Source organism: Acidovorax sp. SRB_14 (genome assembly GCF_012932145.1).
Taxonomy (GTDB): Bacteria; Pseudomonadota; Gammaproteobacteria; order Burkholderiales; family Burkholderiaceae_C; genus Simplicispira.
In genome coordinates this window covers 44,965-61,144 of record NZ_MWOK01000004.1, presented here as the reverse complement: position 1 = coordinate 61,144, position 16,180 = coordinate 44,965, and the positions used below count along the sequence as shown (strand labels likewise).

At 67.6% G+C, this 16,180-nt stretch carries 13 protein-coding genes; 11 read left to right on the top strand and 2 right to left on the bottom strand.

From position 1 onward, the window contains the following. The 8 genes from zwf to B2J86_RS18335 all read left to right on the top strand — a co-directional run bounded on the left by zwf (window position 1) and on the right by B2J86_RS18335 (window position 12,637). The gene (gene zwf / locus B2J86_RS04475) at window positions 1-1,401 is read left to right on the top strand and encodes a glucose-6-phosphate dehydrogenase (RefSeq protein ID WP_173024813.1); all 1,401 of its coding nucleotides are present in this window, start codon (window positions 1-3) and stop codon (window positions 1,399-1,401) included. A 36-nt stretch (window positions 1,402-1,437) separates the two neighbouring features. Further along, complete coding sequence (gene tal / locus B2J86_RS04470) at window positions 1,438-2,529, top strand: transaldolase (protein WP_173024812.1); 1,092 nt, start codon at window positions 1,438-1,440, stop codon at window positions 2,527-2,529. Further along, the gene (gene pgi, locus B2J86_RS04465) at window positions 2,526-4,211 is read left to right on the top strand and encodes a glucose-6-phosphate isomerase (protein ID WP_173024811.1); all 1,686 of its coding nucleotides are present in this window, start codon (window positions 2,526-2,528) and stop codon (window positions 4,209-4,211) included. Before tal ends, pgi begins: the two co-directional genes overlap by 4 nt. Beyond that, window positions 4,208-6,319: a transketolase gene (gene tkt / locus B2J86_RS04460; protein WP_173024810.1), complete on the top strand. Its 2,112-nt coding sequence runs from the start codon at window positions 4,208-4,210 to the stop codon at window positions 6,317-6,319. The genes pgi and tkt overlap by 4 nt, the downstream gene beginning before the upstream one ends. Before the next feature lie 14 nt (window positions 6,320-6,333). After that, window positions 6,334-7,992 carry a phosphoglucomutase (alpha-D-glucose-1,6-bisphosphate-dependent) gene (gene pgm / locus B2J86_RS04455; RefSeq protein WP_169169239.1) on the top strand — a complete coding sequence of 553 codons (1,659 nt, stop codon included), beginning with the start codon at window positions 6,334-6,336 and terminating at the stop codon, window positions 7,990-7,992. 31 nt (window positions 7,993-8,023) lie between these two features. Then, on the top strand, window positions 8,024-9,340 hold the full coding sequence (locus B2J86_RS04450; RefSeq protein ID WP_371736134.1) for a glucoamylase family protein: 1,317 nt from the start codon (window positions 8,024-8,026) through the stop codon (window positions 9,338-9,340). 23 nt (window positions 9,341-9,363) lie between these two features. After that, window positions 9,364-10,887, top strand: coding sequence for a mercuric reductase (locus tag B2J86_RS04445; RefSeq protein ID WP_173024808.1), 1,524 nt, complete (start codon window positions 9,364-9,366; stop codon window positions 10,885-10,887). Window positions 10,888-11,122: 235 nt separating this feature from the next. Then, window positions 11,123-12,637: an NAD(P)H-dependent oxidoreductase gene (locus B2J86_RS18335; protein WP_173024807.1), complete on the top strand. Its 1,515-nt coding sequence runs from the start codon at window positions 11,123-11,125 to the stop codon at window positions 12,635-12,637. 28 nt (window positions 12,638-12,665) lie between these two features. Here B2J86_RS18335 and B2J86_RS04435 read toward each other — a convergent pair whose 3' ends face one another. Then, a complete protein-coding gene (locus tag B2J86_RS04435; protein WP_216842298.1) occupies window positions 12,666-12,989 on the bottom strand; it encodes a VanZ family protein in 324 nt (107 codons plus the stop codon). A 41-nt stretch (window positions 12,990-13,030) separates the two neighbouring features. Further along, the gene (locus B2J86_RS04430; protein WP_173024806.1) at window positions 13,031-13,951 is read right to left on the bottom strand and encodes a ketopantoate reductase family protein; all 921 of its coding nucleotides are present in this window, start codon (window positions 13,949-13,951) and stop codon (window positions 13,031-13,033) included. Window positions 13,952-14,158: 207 nt separating this feature from the next. Between B2J86_RS04430 and B2J86_RS04425 the strand changes: the two genes are divergently transcribed. The 3 genes from B2J86_RS04425 (at window position 14,159) to B2J86_RS04415 (ending at window position 16,063) form a co-directional block, all read left to right on the top strand. Continuing rightward, window positions 14,159-14,575, top strand: a complete 417-nt coding sequence (locus tag B2J86_RS04425; protein ID WP_173024881.1) for a VOC family protein — start codon at window positions 14,159-14,161, stop codon at window positions 14,573-14,575. Between the two features lie 157 nt (window positions 14,576-14,732). Beyond that, window positions 14,733-15,302 (top strand): sterol desaturase family protein, encoded by a 570-nt coding sequence (locus B2J86_RS04420; RefSeq protein WP_173024805.1) that lies wholly within the window; start codon window positions 14,733-14,735, stop codon window positions 15,300-15,302. An 89-nt stretch (window positions 15,303-15,391) separates the two neighbouring features. Then, window positions 15,392-16,063 carry a DsbA family oxidoreductase gene (locus tag B2J86_RS04415; RefSeq protein WP_173024804.1) on the top strand — a complete coding sequence of 224 codons (672 nt, stop codon included), beginning with the start codon at window positions 15,392-15,394 and terminating at the stop codon, window positions 16,061-16,063. Window positions 16,064-16,180 lie beyond the last annotated feature (117 nt).

The following is a 16,180-nucleotide window of genomic DNA, read 5'->3' as shown; positions in this document are numbered from 1 at the left end:
ATGGCACCCGACCTGACGCACCCGGCAGCACCCTGCGACGCGCTGGTGCTGTTTGGCGCCACAGGCGACCTGGCCCACAAGAAGGTCTTGCCAGCGCTCTATGCCATGCACCAGCACGGCACGCTGACCGTGCCAGTGATCGGCGTAGCGTCATCCCCGTGGACCCTGGAGCAGCTTCGCGCGCACGCCAAGAACAGCATTGAAGAGTCCGGTGCGGATGGCCATCCGGACCGGCTCGATTCGTTTCTTTCGCTGTTGCGTTACGTGAGCGGCGACTACCAGGACAGCGCCACCTTCGAAGTGCTCAAGCAGGCGCTGGGCACTGCGCGGCGACCGGCCCACTACCTGGCCATTCCGCCGGCCCTGTTTCCGACGGTCATTCGGGGTCTGGGCGCGACCGCTTTGGCGGCAGATGCCCGCGTCATCGTCGAAAAGCCGTTCGGCCGCGACCTCGCCTCGGCGCGCGCACTCAACCGTGTCGCGCTGGAGGTGTTTCCTGAAAGCGCCATCTTCCGCATCGATCACTTTCTGGGCAAGGAAGCGATCATGAATTTGCTTTATTTCCGCTTCGCCAACTCATTCCTGGAGCCGATCTGGAACCGCAACCACGTCGCGAGCGTGCAGATCACGCTGGCCGAGCAATTCGGCGTGCAGGGCCGGGGCAGCTTCTACGAAACGGCAGGCTGCCTGCGCGATGTGGTGCAGAACCACCTGTTCCAGATCGTTGCATTGCTGGCCATGGAGCCACCCGCTGGCCGGCATTTTTCCGCCGTCGATGCCGAAAAGCTCAAGGTGTTCCATGCGATGCGGCCGCTGTGCTCCAGCGACCTGGTGCGCGGGCAGTACGCGGGCTACCGGCGCGAACCCCAGGTCAGCGATTGCTCGGAAGTGGAAACCTACTGTGCGCTGCGGCTGCACATCGACTCCTGGCGCTGGTCCGGCGTGCCCTGGTATCTGCGCGCGGGCAAGTGCCTGCCGGCCACGGCGTGTGAAGTGCTGGTGCGCCTGGAGTCCCCTCCGTTGCGGCTCTTCGCAGATGCCGTGGCCCCAGGAGAAGAGGGCAACTACCTGCGCTTTCGCCTGTCACCGCACTCGCTGATTGCGCTGGCCGCGCGCGTCAAGCAGGCCGGCAAGGCCTTCGTGGGCGAACAACATGAGCTGGTGCTGATCGAGGAAGAAGCGGGTGAGCAGGCGCCCTACGAGCGCCTGCTCACCGATGCCATGGGGGGCGACCCGGCGCTGTTCGCGCGTGAAGACGCCGTGGAGGCTGCGTGGCGCGTGGTGGATCCGGTGCTCATCGCGCATGCACCGGCTCTTCCTTATGCGCCCGGCAGCTGGGGACCACCGGCCGCCGATGCGCTGATCGCCGAGCACGGCGGTTGGCACAACGCCATGGGGTGAAGCCACAGACGGACCCGTTGAATTCAAGGAGCCATCATGAACAAAGCACAGGCATTGCACGATCTTGGCCAAAGTCTTTGGCTCGACAACATCACCCGCCCGATGCTCGACAGCGGCACCCTGGAGCGCTACATCCGCGAATTCGCGATCACCGGGCTGACCTCGAACCCGACGATCTTCGAGCATGCGATCGGCCAATCCGACGCCTATGACGAAGCCATTCGCAAAAAAACGCAGGAAGGCCACTCGGGCGAGGCACTGTTTTTTGAAATTGCGCTGGAAGATCTCAGGCGCGCGGCCGACCTGTTCAGGCCGGTGTTCGATGCCACCGATGGCGTCGACGGCTGGGTCTCGCTGGAGGTTTCGCCCTTGCTGGCCCACGATGCAGTCCAGACCATTGCGGCGGTAACGCACCTGCATGCGCTTGCCGAGCGCCCGAACGTGTACATCAAGATTCCCGGCACGCCCGAGGGCGTGGTGGCGATCGAGGAGTCGATCTTCGCGGGCATCCCCATCAACGTCACGCTGTTGTTTTCGCCAGCGCAATACCAGGCGGCGGTCGAGGCCTACCTGCGCGGCATCGCTCGCCGCATCGCGGCTGGGCTGAACCCGCGCGTCCATTCGGTGGCCTCGCTGTTTGTCAGCCGCTGGGACGTGGCGGCCAATCAAACGCTGCCCGCGCATCTGCACAACCGGCTGGGCATTGCCGTGGCGGCGCAGACATACCAGGCCTACCGGACGCTGTTGGATTCGGCGCGCTGGCACAAAATGGCTGCTGCCGGCGCCTGTACGCAGCGCTTGCTGTGGGCGAGCACCGGCACCAAGGACCCATCGGCCCCCGATACGCTCTACATCAATGCGCTGGCCGCTCCCGACACCATCAACACCATGCCCGAGAAGACGCTGCTCGCTTTTGCAGAGCACGGCCGGGCACAGCAGGCCCTGGCGGGCGACGGCAACGGCGCGGATGCCGTGATGGCTGCGTGCCGCCAGGCAGGTATCGACCCCGACGCGCTCGCCGAGCGATTGCAAGATGACGGTGCGCAAGCGTTCTCGTCCTCCTGGAGCAGCTTGCTGGAGCACATCGCACACAAGGCACTTGCATTCACGCAAGCGGCTGTGCGATGAGCCGCATCGCTGTGCGGGGGGGCGCCGCCCTGCCGCCTTTGACCAGCCGGCCGGCCTGGCAGGCGCTGGTGGAACACCACCAGCTCATCGGCCATCGGCACCTGCGGCAGTTTTTTGCCGACGATGCCCGGCGTGGCGAACGCCTCCATGCCGATGCGGCTGGCTGGTACCTCGACTATTCCAAGCAGCGCATCAACGACCAGACCCTGCGCCTGTTGCTCGGCCTGGCGGAGAGCAGCGGTCTGCGCGAACGCATCGACGCGATGTTCCGCGGCGACCCGATCAATGCGACCGAAAAGCGCGCATCGCTGCACACCGCATTGCGTGCGCCGGCGGGCGCACACCTGCTGGTGCAGGGGGTCGATGTGATTCCGGAAGTGCATGCTGTGCTGGACCGCATGGCCGCGTTCGCCGACGCACTGCGCAGCGGCCAATGGAGGGGCTACAGCGGCAAGCCCATGCGCAACATCGTCAACATCGGTATCGGTGGCTCCGATCTCGGCCCTGTCATGGCCTATGAGGCGCTGCGCCACTACAGCCAGCGCGACCTGCGCTGTCGTTTTGTCTCCAATGTCGATGCCACTGCGCTGGTCGAGGCTACCCGCGACCTCGATGCCGCTGAGACGCTGTTCATCGTCTGCTCCAAAACCTTTACGACGTTGGAGACCCTCACCAATGCCCACGCGGCGCGTGCCTGGTGCGTGGCGCAGTTGGGCGACGAGCGGGCGGTTGCCCGGCATTTTGTCGCGGTGTCCACGAACGCCGAGGGCGTGGCAGAGTTCGGCATTTCCCCGGCCCACATGTTTGGCTTCTGGGACTGGGTCGGTGGACGTTATTCGATGGATTCGGCAATCGGCCTGTCGTTGATGGTTGCCATTGGCGCCGAGCACTTTCGCGCGATGCTGGCCGGCTTTCATGCCATGGACGGGCATTTCCAAAGCGCGCCGTTTGGTAAGAATTTGCCGCTGCTGATGGGGCTGCTGGCGGTCTGGAACATCGATTTTCACCATGCCCAGACGCAGGCCGTGCTGCCCTACGAGCAGTACCTGACGCGCTTTCCGGCCTACCTGCAGCAGTTGACCATGGAGAGCAATGGCAAACATGTCACGCTCGCTGGCACGCGCGTGAACTACGCCACCTCCCCGATTGTCTGGGGCGAGCCCGGCACGAACGGACAGCACTCGTTCTACCAACTGCTGCACCAGGGCACGCCTCTGGTGCCGTGCGACTTCATCGGCTTCTGCCAGAGCCTGAACCCGCTGGGACACGACGCCAGCCAAACCGATGGGCAGCACAACCTGTTAATGGCCAGTTTTTTCGCGCAGACCGAGGCGCTGGCCTTTGGCAAGACGGCCGAAGAAGTGCGCACCGAAGGCACGGCAGAGACGCTGGTGCCGCACCGCGTGTTCGAAGGCAACCGCCCCAGCAACACCCTGCTGGCGCAGCGCTTGACGCCGCATGCGCTGGGCGCGCTGGTGGCGTTGTACGAGCACAGTGTATTTACCCAGGGCGCGATCTGGAACATCGATTCTTTCGACCAATGGGGGGTCGAGCTGGGCAAGGCCCTGGCGGCAAAGACATCCGCTGAACTTTCCAGCGCCGACGCGCCTGTGTTAGCCCACGACAGCTCCACCAACACACTGATGCGCCGCTACCGGCAACTGCGCAAGGATCCGCCATGACCTCTGGTGATGAGAACACCCTCGACCTGCTGTGCATCAATACCTTGCGCACCCTCGCCATGGACATGGTGCAGAAGGCGAACTCCGGCCACCCGGGTACGCCCATGGGGGCGGCGCCGACCGCCTACTGCCTGTGGCAACGCTTCTTGCGCTACGACCCGGGCGCCCCCGCGTGGCCGAACCGCGACCGCTTCGTGCTGTCGGCAGGCCACGCCTGCGCCTTGCTTTACGCGCTGCTTTATCTGGCTGGGGTGAGGGCGGCCTCGGGCAACGCCGGCAACACCACCGCTGCGCAGCCTGTTTCCATGGACGATCTGCAGAGCTTTCGCCAGGCGGGCAGCCGCTGCACCGGCCACCCCGAGCATGGCTGGACCGTAGGGGTCGAGACCACCACCGGGCCGCTGGGCCAGGGCGTGGCGACCAGTGTGGGCATGGCGATGGCGCAAGCCTGGCTGGCCGCCACCTACAACCGCCCCGGCTTCACGCTTTTCGACCACAAGGTCTACGCGCTGGCCAGCGACGGCGACATGATGGAGGGCGTCAGCGCCGAAGCCGCTTCACTCGCGGGCCATCTGGGTCTGGGCAAGCTGTGCTGGATCTATGACTGCAACCACATCAGCATCGAAGGCTCCACGGCCATCACCTTCACCGAAGACGTGGGCGCGCGCTTTGAGGCCTATGGGTGGCGGGTGCTGCATGTCGAGGATGTCAATGACATCGAACAGCTCACGGGCTGCTTGCAGCGGTTCTGCGAGGCCCAGGACCTGCCCACGTTGATCATCGTGCAAAGCCACATCGGCTACGGCGCACCGCACAAGCAGGACACCAAGGAAGCGCACGGCGAGCCGCTCGGCGCCGAAGAAGTGCGTCTGGCCAAGGAGTTCTATGGCTTCGACCCGAATGCACAATTCGCCGTGCCGCCCGGCGTGCAGGCGCATTTCAGCGCCCACCTGGGACAGCGCGGCGCCGACGCGCACGCTGCATGGCAAGCGCTTTACGCTGCGTACCAGGTGCAATACCCGGACCTGGCCGAGCAACTCGCTGCCATGCAGCAGGGCCGCCTGCCCGAAGGCTGGGACGCTGCGCTGCCCCGTTTCATGACCGATGCCAAAGGCATGGCCTCAAGGGACGCGGCCGGGCAATTGCTCAATGCCATTGCCGCACGCGTGCCCTGGCTGTTGGGAGGCGCCGCCGACCTGTCTCCGTCCACCAAAACGCACTTGGGCTTTGAATTTGCTGGCGCTTTCGAGGCGCCCGGCATCGCAGGCGATGCCAGCCCTGTGGGCAGCTATGCGGGAAGAAACTTCCATTTCGGTATCCGTGAGCATGCCATGTGCGCCGCCGCCAGCGGGATGGCGCTGGCGGGGCTGCGCCCATTTGCCGCCAGCTTTCTGGTCTTCACTGACTATGCCCGCGGCGCGATCCGGCTGGCCGCCATGATGGGTCTGCCCGTCATCTATGTCTGGACTCACGACTCGATCGCCATGGGGGAAGACGGGCCCACGCACCAGCCGATCGAACAGCTGGCATCGCTGCGCGCCATGCCCGGCATGGTGCTGCTGCGCCCCGCCGACGCCAACGAGGTGGTCGAGGCCTGGCGTGTGGCCATGCAGCTCACCGACCGCCCGGCCAGCCTGGTGCTCTCGCGCCAAGCCCTGCCTACGCTGGACCGCAGCCGCTATGCCAGTGCCGCCGGCGTGGCGCGCGGCGCCTACGTACTCGCGGATTCCGCCAGCGGAGCGCCCGATGTGCTGTTGCTTGCCAGCGGCAGCGAGGTGGCGTTGTGCATCGCCGCGTACGAGCAGCTGCGCAGCGAAGGCATCCGGGCGCGCGTGGTCAGCATGCCGTCGTGGGAGCTGTTCGAGCGCCAGGACGGGGCCTACCGCGAGAGCGTTCTGCCCGAGGCGGTGCGGGCGCGTGTCTCGGTCGAGGCGGCGGCGGCGCTGGGCTGGGAGCGCTATGTCGGACGCCATGGCGCCATCCTGGCCATGCGCTCGTTCGGCGTGTCTGCCCCTGGCGCGGTGGCGCAAGCCCATTTTGGCTTCAATGCCGCGCATGTCGTCGCTGCTGCCCGGGAGCAGCTGGCCCGGCATGCGACTGCCACTTGAGAGGGAGCATCACTATGGGCACCCACCTCAGTCCTTTGGCCGGACAGCCGGCCCCGCCGGCCTCGTTGGTCGACGTGGACAAGCTCGTCGCAGCGTATTTTTCGGAACAACCCGACCCCACGGTGGCGGCGCAGCGCGTCGCTTTCGGTACCTCGGGCCACCGGGGGTCGGCGTTCGACGCGACGTTCAACGAAGCGCATGTGCTGGCCATCACACAGGCGATCTGCGACCACCGCCGGGCCCAAGGCACCACGGGGCCGCTGTTCCTTGGCATCGACACGCACGCCCTGTCGCCGCCCGCTTGCGCCAGTGCCCTCGAAGTGCTCGCCGCCAATGGCGTGGACGTGATGCTGGCTCCCCGCGGCGAATTCACACCGACACCGGCGATTTCGCATGCGATCCTGCGGCACAACGGCGTCGGCCGGGCGGCGCGGGCCGACGGCATCGTCATCACGCCCTCGCACAACCCGCCGCGCGACGGCGGCTTCAAATACAACCCCCCCCACGGCGGCCCGGCCGGCGAAGACATCACCCGGCTCATTCAGGCGGCGGCCAACCATTACCTGGAGCGGCGCCTGGAGGGTGTGCGGCGAACGCCCCACGCCCAGGCACTGAATGCGCCCACCACGCACCGCCACGACTACCTGGCCTGCTATGTCAGCGACCTGGGGCAGGTGATCGACATGGATGCCATCCGCAACGCCCAAATACGCATGGGCGTGGACCCGCTGGGCGGCGCTGGCGTGCACTACTGGGCCGCCATCGCCGAGCGCTGGAAACTGGACCTGAGCGTGGTTAGCCAAGTCGTCGATCCCACCTTTGCCTTCATGCCGCTCGATTGGGACGGGCAGATTCGGATGGACCCGTCGTCGCACTACGCCATGCAGCGGCTGATTGCCCTCAAAGACCGTTTCGACATTGCCTTCGCATGCGACACCGACCACGACCGCCATGGCATCGTCACGCCCGGCTGCGGGCTGCTGGCGCCCAACCACTATTTGTCGGTCGCCATCGACTACCTGTTCCGCCACCGGCCGCAGTGGGGGGCGCAGACCGCCGTCGGCAAGACCGTGGTCAGCACCCAGCTGATCGAGCGTGTCGCAGCCCGGTTGCAGCGCACGCTGTTTGACGTGCCGGTCGGATTCAAGTGGTTCTCGCAAGGCTTGCTCGATGGCCGCCTGGGGTTTGGCGGTGAGGAAAGCGCCGGCGCGGCGTTTCTCCGCCGCGACGGAAAGGTCTGGACCACCGACAAGGACGGCATCACCGCCTCCCTGCTGGCCGCCGAAATCACGGCCCGCACCGGTCGCGATCCTGGCGCGCTCTACCTTGCGCTGGCGCAGGAGCTGGGCAGCCCGGTCGCCGACCGCGTCGAAGCGCCGGCGAGCGCGCAGCAAAAGCAGCAACTGGCGGCGCTGTCACCGGCCCAGATCACGGCGACCGATCTGGCCGGAGAAAAAATCACGGCGGTTTTAAGCCAGGCCCCCGGCAATGGGGCACCGATCGACGGTATCAAGGTCTGCGCTCCCAGCGGCTGGTATGCCGCCCGCCCTTCGGGCACCGAAGACATTTACAAGATCTACGCGGAGAGCTTCCAAGGCGCCGACCACCTGCAACAGATCCTGCGTGAGGCGCAAGCGACCGTCGATGCGGCGTTGGCGCCCGCGCCGCGGTGAAGGAGCAAACGTGAAGGCGGATCGGCCCTGGGTGGACGTCACCCCTGACGACGAAGCGATGCTCGATCGCCTGCAGCGACACGCCTTCGGCTACTTTCTGCAGCACGGCAACCCGGTCAACGGCCTGGTGGCTGATACCTCGCGCCCCAACTCGCCCTCGAGCATCGCCACCGTCGGTTTTGCGCTGTCGGCCTACCCGGTTGGGGTGGAGCGCGGCTGGATTCCGCGCGCCGAAGCCGTGCAGCGCTGCCTGGTGGCACTGCGTTTTTTCTGGCACAGCGACCAAGGTGGCACGCCCGAGTCGACCGGCTGGCACGGCTTTTATTACCATTTCCTGGACATGGACAGCGGCCTCCGCGTTTGGGCCTGCGAGGTGTCGCTGATAGACAGCGCGCTGCTGCTCGCAGGCATGCTCGCTGCGGCAGCGTATTTCACGGACAGCACCCCGGCCGAGACCGAGCTGCGCGAACTGGCCCATGCGCTGTACGGCAGGGTCGACTGGCACTGGGCGCAACACCATGGCGCCGCCGTGGTGCACGGGTGGAAACCTGAAGGGGGGTTTTTGCATTACGGCTGGGAGGGCTACAGCGAGGCCATCCTGCTGTATGTGCTGGGACTGGGCTCGCCGACCCGTCCATTGACCACAGCAAGCTTTGAGGCCTGGAGCGCCACCTACCAATGGGAGAACCTGTATGGCTACGACTTCCTGTATGCCGGGCCGCTGTTCATCCACCAGTTCTCGCACGCATGGATCGATTTTCGTGGCATCCGCGACCGCTTCATGCGCGAGAAGCGCTGCGACTATTTTGAAAACAGCCGCCGCGCCACCTATGTGCAGCGCGAGTACGCCATCCGCAACCCGCGCAGCTTTGTCGGCTACAACGCGCAGTGCTGGGGTCTGACGGCCGGCGACGGGCCCAGCGTGGCACCGCAAAATGTTGCCGGCCGCCGCCAGGCGTTTTATGGCTACGCCGCGCGCGGCGTGCCCTATGGGCCCGACGATGGCACGATTTCCGTGCCTGGCATCGTGTCGTCGCTGGTGTTCGCCCCCGAAATCGTGTTGCCGACCCTGCGTACGCTGCTGGCGCGCAGCGGCGCAGCTGCCACCCGAGCGGTGCAGGCCAGCGGCTTCAACGCCACCGCGCGCAGTCCAGACACCCCGGCCGAGTCCGGCCCCTGGATATCGGAGGGGGAGTTTGGCCTGGACCAGGGCATGGTCGTGTTGATGGTCGAGAACTTCCGCTCGGGCCTGCTGTGGCGCCTGCTGCGTGCCTGCCCCTTCATGCAGACCGGTTTGCGCCGCGCCGGCTTTCGGGGTGGCTGGCTGGATACGGCCGCGCAGCCCTGAGCGCTGCGATACACCGCATGGCCATGCTGCCCACCTCCGCTGTCCACCGCACGCGTGCGAGCGCTGCGCTGCAGCGCGAGTCCCTGCCCAACATGCGGCCCGCAGACTGGCGCAACCCGCCTGTGCGTGGCCGCTACGACCTGCTGGTGATTGGCGCAGGCCCGGGCGGCCTGGCGGCAGCGCGCACGGCCGCGGCCGCTGGCGCCAAGGTGGCACTGGTCGAGCGCCAGCAGATCGGTGGCAATTGCATCAACGAAGGCTGCATCCCTTCCAAAACCCTGCTGCGCAGTGCGCAGCTATATGCCGAGATGCGCAGCGCAGAGCGCTATGGCGTGGCGCTGCCGCCCGCCGTGCCCGTGGATTTTGCCCAGGCCATGGCGCGCATGCGGCGCGTGCGCGACCGCCTGGGGCGCACCGACGCACCGGCGCAGCTGAGCGAAGCCGGGATTGAGCTCTACTTTGGCTGCGCCCGCTTTGTGGCCCCCGATGCGGTGGACGTCGAAGGCACACGCCTGCCGTTCAAAAAGGCGGTGATTGCCACGGGGTCGCGCGCGGTGCTGCCCCAGATTGAGGGACTGAACGAGGCGGGCTTTCTGAACAACGAGTCGGTGTTCGACCTCACGGCCCTTCCGGCCAGCCTGTTGGTCATTGGCGGCGGGCCGCTGGGCTGCGAGCTGGCCCAGGCCTTCGCGCGCTTTGGCACGCGCACCGTCATGGTCCATAGCGAACCGCTGTTTTTGCCCAAGGAAGAGCGCGACGCTGCGCAGATGGTGTCGGATGCCCTGGCGCAAGACGGTGTGGAAACCCATCTCAACTGCCGGGTCGTCAGCGTGCGGGCCGAGGACGGCGCCAAGCGCGTGCAGATGCTCAGTGCCGGCAACCTCTCCAGCACCGTGGTGCACGCCATCTTGACCGGCATTGGCCGCCGGCCCGCCGTGCAGGCGCTGGACCTGGAGCGCGCTGGCGTGGCTTACGACGCCAGCGCGGGCATCCACGTCGATGATTTTTTGCGCACCAGCAACCCGCGCATCTACGCGGTCGGCGACGTCTGCCTCGAGCACCGGTTCACCAACACGGCCGAGGCGTCTGCCCAACTGGTGGTGCGCAATGCGCTGTTTCTCGGGCGCCGGCGCATGAGCGCGCTGACGATCCCCTGGTGCACCTACACCGACCCGCAGGTGGCGCATGTCGGCCTGTATGTCCGGCACGCGCGCGAGCGCCACATCCCGGTCAAGACCTTCACGGTGCCGATGCACGACGTCGACCGTGCTGTCACCGACAGCGAAGAAGACGGTTTCGTGAAAATCCATGTCCGCGAAGGCAGCGACCATATCCTGGGCGCCACCATCGTGGGCCGCTACGCCGGGGAAATGATCAACACCGTGTCCCTGGCGATGGTGGCCGGCATCGGCCTGCGCCGGCTGGCCGAAGTGGTCCATGCCTACCCGACGCAGGGCGACGCCATCCGGCAGGCCGCCCGTGCCTGCGCCTGCGCGCACGCGTCCCCGCTGCTGGCCTGGCTCCAACGCAAGTGGCTGCAGCGATGAGAGGGTGCGGCGTGGGCACGCAAGGGGCCGCGAGTGCGAACATCGGCTGCGCTGCGATGGCTGTCCCGGCACGTTGGTTCACTGCGCGGACTGGGGTGAGAAACGGTGGCGGATGTGTCTGGAGCTGTCCGCACGGTGCGGCCGGCAAGAGGAGCGAGCCCATGGACCCCAATGTCCCGACCTTCAGGCCATGGCACGGCGCGTGGCCGGGCATCCCCGCCTTCGGCGTTGAGCCATGCGCTGTCTGCTGATCCTTGCCCACCCTCGCCGCGACAGTTTTTGCGGTGCACTTTTCGACGCCTACGCTGCGGGCGCACGCCAAGCGGGCGTGGAATGCCGGGAGCTGATCCTCAGCGCGTTGAAGTTCGACCCGAATGTCCATGCGGTCTCTCCCGAGCTGCAGCCACTGGAGCCGGACCTCGTGCGCGCGCAGCACGACATCGCCTGGGCCGAGCACGTGGTGTTCGTCTACCCCACGTGGTGGGGCACCTTCCCGGCGCTGCTCAAGGGCTTCCTCGACCGCGTCCTGGTCCCAGGGTTCGCTTTTCGCCATGTCACGCACGACCGGTGGGACAAGCTGCTCGCGGGCCGAACGGCCGACCTGCTCACGACGATGGACACACCGCCGCCCATCTATCGGTTCATTTACCGGGCGCCAGGGCGCCAGGCGCTGGCCCGTGCCACGCTCGGCTACTGCGGCCTGCGCACGGTGCGCGCCGACAGCTTCGGACCGGTCATCGCCTCCGACGCTGCGCAGCGCAGCCGCTGGCTGGAGCGTGCGCGCGCGAGCGGTGCGCGCCTGGCGCACGGCGCCCTCTCGCCCGCGCAGCGCCGTGCGCAGCGGGTCCTGGCATGGCTTGCCGCGTTGCGCCTGCAGTTCTACCCGATGACGTGGATCGCCTACACCGTCGGGGCACTTGCCGCGGGCGCGGGCCCGCCGCTGGCGATGGCGCCATACCTGCTCGGCTACCTGGCCCTGTTTTTCCTCGAAGCCGCGACCGTCTTCCTCAACGAATGGTTCGATTTCGACAGCGATCGGCGGAACCGCAACGCCGGGCCGTTCACAGGCGGCTCGCGCGTGCTGGTCGACGGCCGGCTCGACCGTGCAGCGATGCGCAAGGGCATCGCCCTGGCGCTCCTGGCAGCAGTGGCGGCGCTGGTCGCCCTGATCGCGGCGGCTCCGGCGGGTTCGGCGCTGCCGGTGGCCTTGCTGTATGCCGTGTTTGCCGCGTTCGCACTGTTCTACACGGTTCCGCCGCTCAAGCTCTCGCACCGCGGGCTTGGCGAACTCGATGTCGCGCTGACCCACAGCGTCGGCGCCATCCTGGCCGGTTATGTGGCGCAGGGCGGTGGCTGGAGCCACCGCGTCCCGTGGCTGCTGGCGCTTCCCCTCGGAATCGCCGTGCTGCCCTCGATCCTGCTTGCCGGTTGCCCCGACCACGCGGCCGACCAGGCCGCGGCCAAGCGCACGCTCGTGGTCCTGCTCGGCAAGCGCAACACCGCGCGCCTGGCGATGGCGGCGACCGTCGCTGCGCCCGCCACGGCGGCGCTGCTGGCGCTGGCGCGGCCCGACATGGCGGCACTGCTGGGCTGGGGCGCCCTCGGCGGCGCTGTCCATGGCGCCTGGCTGTGCCAGCACCTGCGCAGGTTCACCGTGCAGGAGATGCCCGAGCGCATCGACGGCGCCATCGTGCTGGCACTTACGTTCATCCTCTGGTTCTGCATTCCGCCGCTGCTCGTGCTCGCGTGAGGGAGCCGCACCAGGCAGTACCCCGCATTCAGGCCAAGCGTCGCCATGGCAGCATGGCCAGCGCGGCGCCTGCCGCCAGGCCCACGGCGTCGGCCAGCCAGTCGTGCCAGTCGCCATCGCGCCACCAGGTGGCGGCCTGGGCCAGCTCAATCGCGCCGCCAAAGGCCAGCAGGCCGATCAGCACGCGCCCCGGATGGCGCGGGTAAACGCACAGGCCCCAGGTGCCCAGCGCGGCAAAGGCGCCCGCGTGCTGGGCCTTGTCCCAGATGTTCACGGTCTGGGGCGGCAGGTACTGCCCCGGCAGCAAGGACATTACCGCCACGCCCAGCAGCAGCACCCAAAAGCCGGCCACGGGGGCCCAGCGCAAAGGGCCCCGGAGCACCGCGCGCCGCGTCATGCCGCCCCGCCTTCGTGGGGCGTGGGCTGCTGCTCGCGCAGGCGCACCAATGTGTGCAGCAGGCGGTTGACCGGCGTGGCAAGGCCCAGCGCCTCGCCGCGGCGCACGACGAAGCCGTTGAGGTGGTCGATCTCGGTGCGCTTGCCGCGCGCCAGGTCCTGGGCGGTGGACGACATCTGCCCCGGCATCGTGCGCGCCAGGCCCAGCGTGGACGCCAGGATGTCGTGCGGCAGCGCCACACCGCTGGCCTGGGCCACGGCCTGGCATTCGCGCACGATGTCGGCCATCACCTGGGCCACGGGCAGGTCGGGGCTCTGCACGATCGCCCCGTAGGGCAGGCCCGAGAGGGCCGAGAGCGCGTTGTAGGCGCAGTTGAGCACCAGCTTGGCCCACAGGGCTTCGGTGGCGTTGCCGGACACCTGCACGGGCACGCCGGCGGCGCTGCAGACGGCCGCGATCGATGCACTGGCGGGCGATGGCGCAATCACCAGCTCGCCGCGCCCGTGGTGCCGGACGTGGCCGGGCGCCACCATTTCGGTGGCGACGTAGACCACCGCCGGGACGACCGCCCGCCCCAGCACCACCTCCAGGCGCTCGGCATTGTCCACGCCGTTTTGCAGGCTCAGCACCACGGCGCCATCGGCCAGGTGCGGGGCCATGGCGCGGCCTGCGCTCTCGGTGTCGGTGGATTTGACGCAAAAAAGCACCCACTGCGCGCCGCGCACGGCACTGGCGTCGGTGCTGGCCTGCACCGGAACGCGTTCCTGGAACGCCTGTGTCTCCAGCCACAGACCCCCCTGGCGCAGGGCCTCGGCATGGGCGGGGCGGGCGATGAGAGTGACTTCGTGGCCCGCGCGCGCGAGCATGCCGCCGTAATAGCAGCCCACGGCGCCCGCGCCCATCAAAGCGATCTTCATGGCAGTCCTTTCGTTCGAGTTCGGTTGGCCCACACAGGGGTGGCCGGCGACGCCATTGTGCGGCGCCATCGTCCGGAGTCCATATACGCCCCGGGTGGCGCAGGTTGCCATGGTCGGTCCAAAATCGGGGCCTGCCGCAATGGCCGCGCCGTGCAGTTCCTGCAGGCAGCCTGGCGCCCACCCCCCTATTCAGAAAGCACTATGCAACTGCCTTCCATTTTCCACTTCGCGTTCAACGTCACCGATCTGGCGCAGGCACGCAGCTTTTACGGCCAGACGCTGGGCTGCCGCGAAGGGCGCAGCACAGACACCTGGGTCGACTTCGATTTCTTTGGGCACCAGATTTCGCTGCACCTGGGCGAGCCATTTGCGACGGCGCGCACCGGCCGGGTCGGCGATGCGATGGTGCCCATGCCGCACTTCGGCGCCATCCTGGAGCTGCCGGCGTGGCGGGCACTGGCCGATCGGCTGGCCGCCGCAGGCTGCGCGTTTGTGCTGCCGCCGCAGGTGCGCTTCGAGGGCCAGCCCGGCGAGCAATGGACCATGTTCTTCCTCGACCCGTTCGGCAACCCGATCGAGTTCAAGGCCTTTGCCACCGAGGATGCCGTCTACGCCCACCAGTGAGGGATAGAGCGGCCTGCGGTGCAGGGGCGCGGCAGGGCCCTGCGGTGGTATTCTGGTGTGCGCACCCGGCGTACCTGACTGACTTGGACCGCCGCACACCTGGCGCTGCAGCGCCCATGCCCGTGGCAGGCACCCGGGCCCGAAGAAAGGCCGCCCCATGCGTCTTTTTGCCCTGGAACACAGCAAGGCCGCCTACCTGGCGGACTTCGCCCTGTATGGGGCAGCCGTCCTCGCACTGGCCGTGGCCCTGGGGTTTTTCGGGCCTGAGGGCCGGGGCGCGGAGTTGGCGGCCACGGCGCTGCTCGGGCTGGGGGCATGGACCCTGGTGGAATACGGTCTGCACCGCTTCGTGCTGCACGGCCTGCAGCCGTTTCGGCGTTGGCATGCGCTGCACCACGCGCATCCTGCCGCTCTGATCTGCACGCCGACGCTGCTGAGTGCCGCCCTCATCGCCTTGCTCGTGTTTCTGCCCGCCCTGCTGCTGAGCGACCTGTGGCGTGCCTGTGCGCTGACGCTGGGCCTGCTCGCAGGCTACCTGACCTATGCGGTGGTGCACCATGCGCTGCACCATGGGATGGCCCCGGGCCGGTGGCTGCAGCGGCGACGGCACTGGCACGCGCTGCACCACCGCGCGGGCGACCCCGGGGACTGCTATGGCGTGACCACGGCACTCTGGGACCGTGTCTTCGGCACTGGCCACCGGCCGGATGCCGACCGCAAGGCATGAAGTAAAACCACCCTGCGCGCTGTGGGGCCGCGGCGGTCGCCGCACAGGCGCCGTACCATGGGCATACCCTTTGCCACGCCCTTGCCGCCATGACGCCCCCTGCCGCTCCCACCACCTTGAAGATCGACTTTGTCTCCGACATCTCCTGCCCCTGGTGCGCCATCGGGCTGCATGCGCTGGAGCAGGCGGCCGAGCGCCTGCGCGGCGAGGTGTCGCTGGCACTGCATTTCCAGCCGTTCGAACTCAACCCGCAGATGGCACCCGAAGGCCAGGACATCGCCGAGCACCTGCAGCAGAAATACGGCGCCTCGCCTGCGCAGTCGCAGCAGACGCGCGACGCGATCACCGCGCGCGGCGCAGAGCTGGGCTTCGAGTTCCGCATGGACCAGCGCGCGCGCATTTACAACACCTTTGACGCGCACCGCCTGCTGCACTGGGCCGGTGAAGAGGGGCCGGCCGGAGCCCAGGCGGCGCTCAAGCATGCCTTGTTCACGGCCTATTTCACCGAGGGGCAGGATCCGAGCGACGCCGAGGTCTTGCTGCGTGCCGCAGCCAGCGCGGGCCTGGACACGCAGCGCGCGCGCGAGGTGCTGGCGTCGGACGCATTTGCCGGCGCGGTGCGCGAGCGCGAGCGCTTCTACCAAAGCCAGGGCATCCATTCGGTGCCGGCGATCATCGTCAACGACCGCCACCTGATCCAGGGCGGCCAGCCGGTGGAGGTGTTCGAGCAGGCGCTGCGCCAGATTGCTGCTGCAAGCTGATGCATTTGCTATCCAATAAATAGCTATCAGCCCTTGTTCAGTAAGCGTTAGAGGGCGATTTGAGGCTATTTCCACCTCCCGGCCCGTCCGGGGAGACTTTCTTGCCCGCGTCTTGGG

Coding starts and splice junctions, on each gene's coding strand:
- tkt (WP_173024810.1), top strand. CDS start 4,208: ATGACCTCTGGTGATGAGAACACCCTCGACCTGCTGTGCATCAATACC.
- B2J86_RS04420 (WP_173024805.1), top strand. CDS start 14,733: ATGCGTCTTTTTGCCCTGGAACACAGCAAGGCCGCCTACCTGGCGGAC.
- pgm (WP_169169239.1), top strand. CDS start 6,334: ATGGGCACCCACCTCAGTCCTTTGGCCGGACAGCCGGCCCCGCCGGCC.
- tal (WP_173024812.1), top strand. CDS start 1,438: ATGAACAAAGCACAGGCATTGCACGATCTTGGCCAAAGTCTTTGGCTC.
- pgi (WP_173024811.1), top strand. CDS start 2,526: ATGAGCCGCATCGCTGTGCGGGGGGGCGCCGCCCTGCCGCCTTTGACC.
- B2J86_RS18335 (WP_173024807.1), top strand. CDS start 11,123: ATGCGCTGTCTGCTGATCCTTGCCCACCCTCGCCGCGACAGTTTTTGC.
- B2J86_RS04415 (WP_173024804.1), top strand. CDS start 15,392: ATGACGCCCCCTGCCGCTCCCACCACCTTGAAGATCGACTTTGTCTCC.
- B2J86_RS04430 (WP_173024806.1), bottom strand. CDS start 13,951: ATGAAGATCGCTTTGATGGGCGCGGGCGCCGTGGGCTGCTATTACGGC.
- B2J86_RS04445 (WP_173024808.1), top strand. CDS start 9,364: ATGCTGCCCACCTCCGCTGTCCACCGCACGCGTGCGAGCGCTGCGCTG.
- zwf (WP_173024813.1), top strand. CDS start 1: ATGGCACCCGACCTGACGCACCCGGCAGCACCCTGCGACGCGCTGGTG.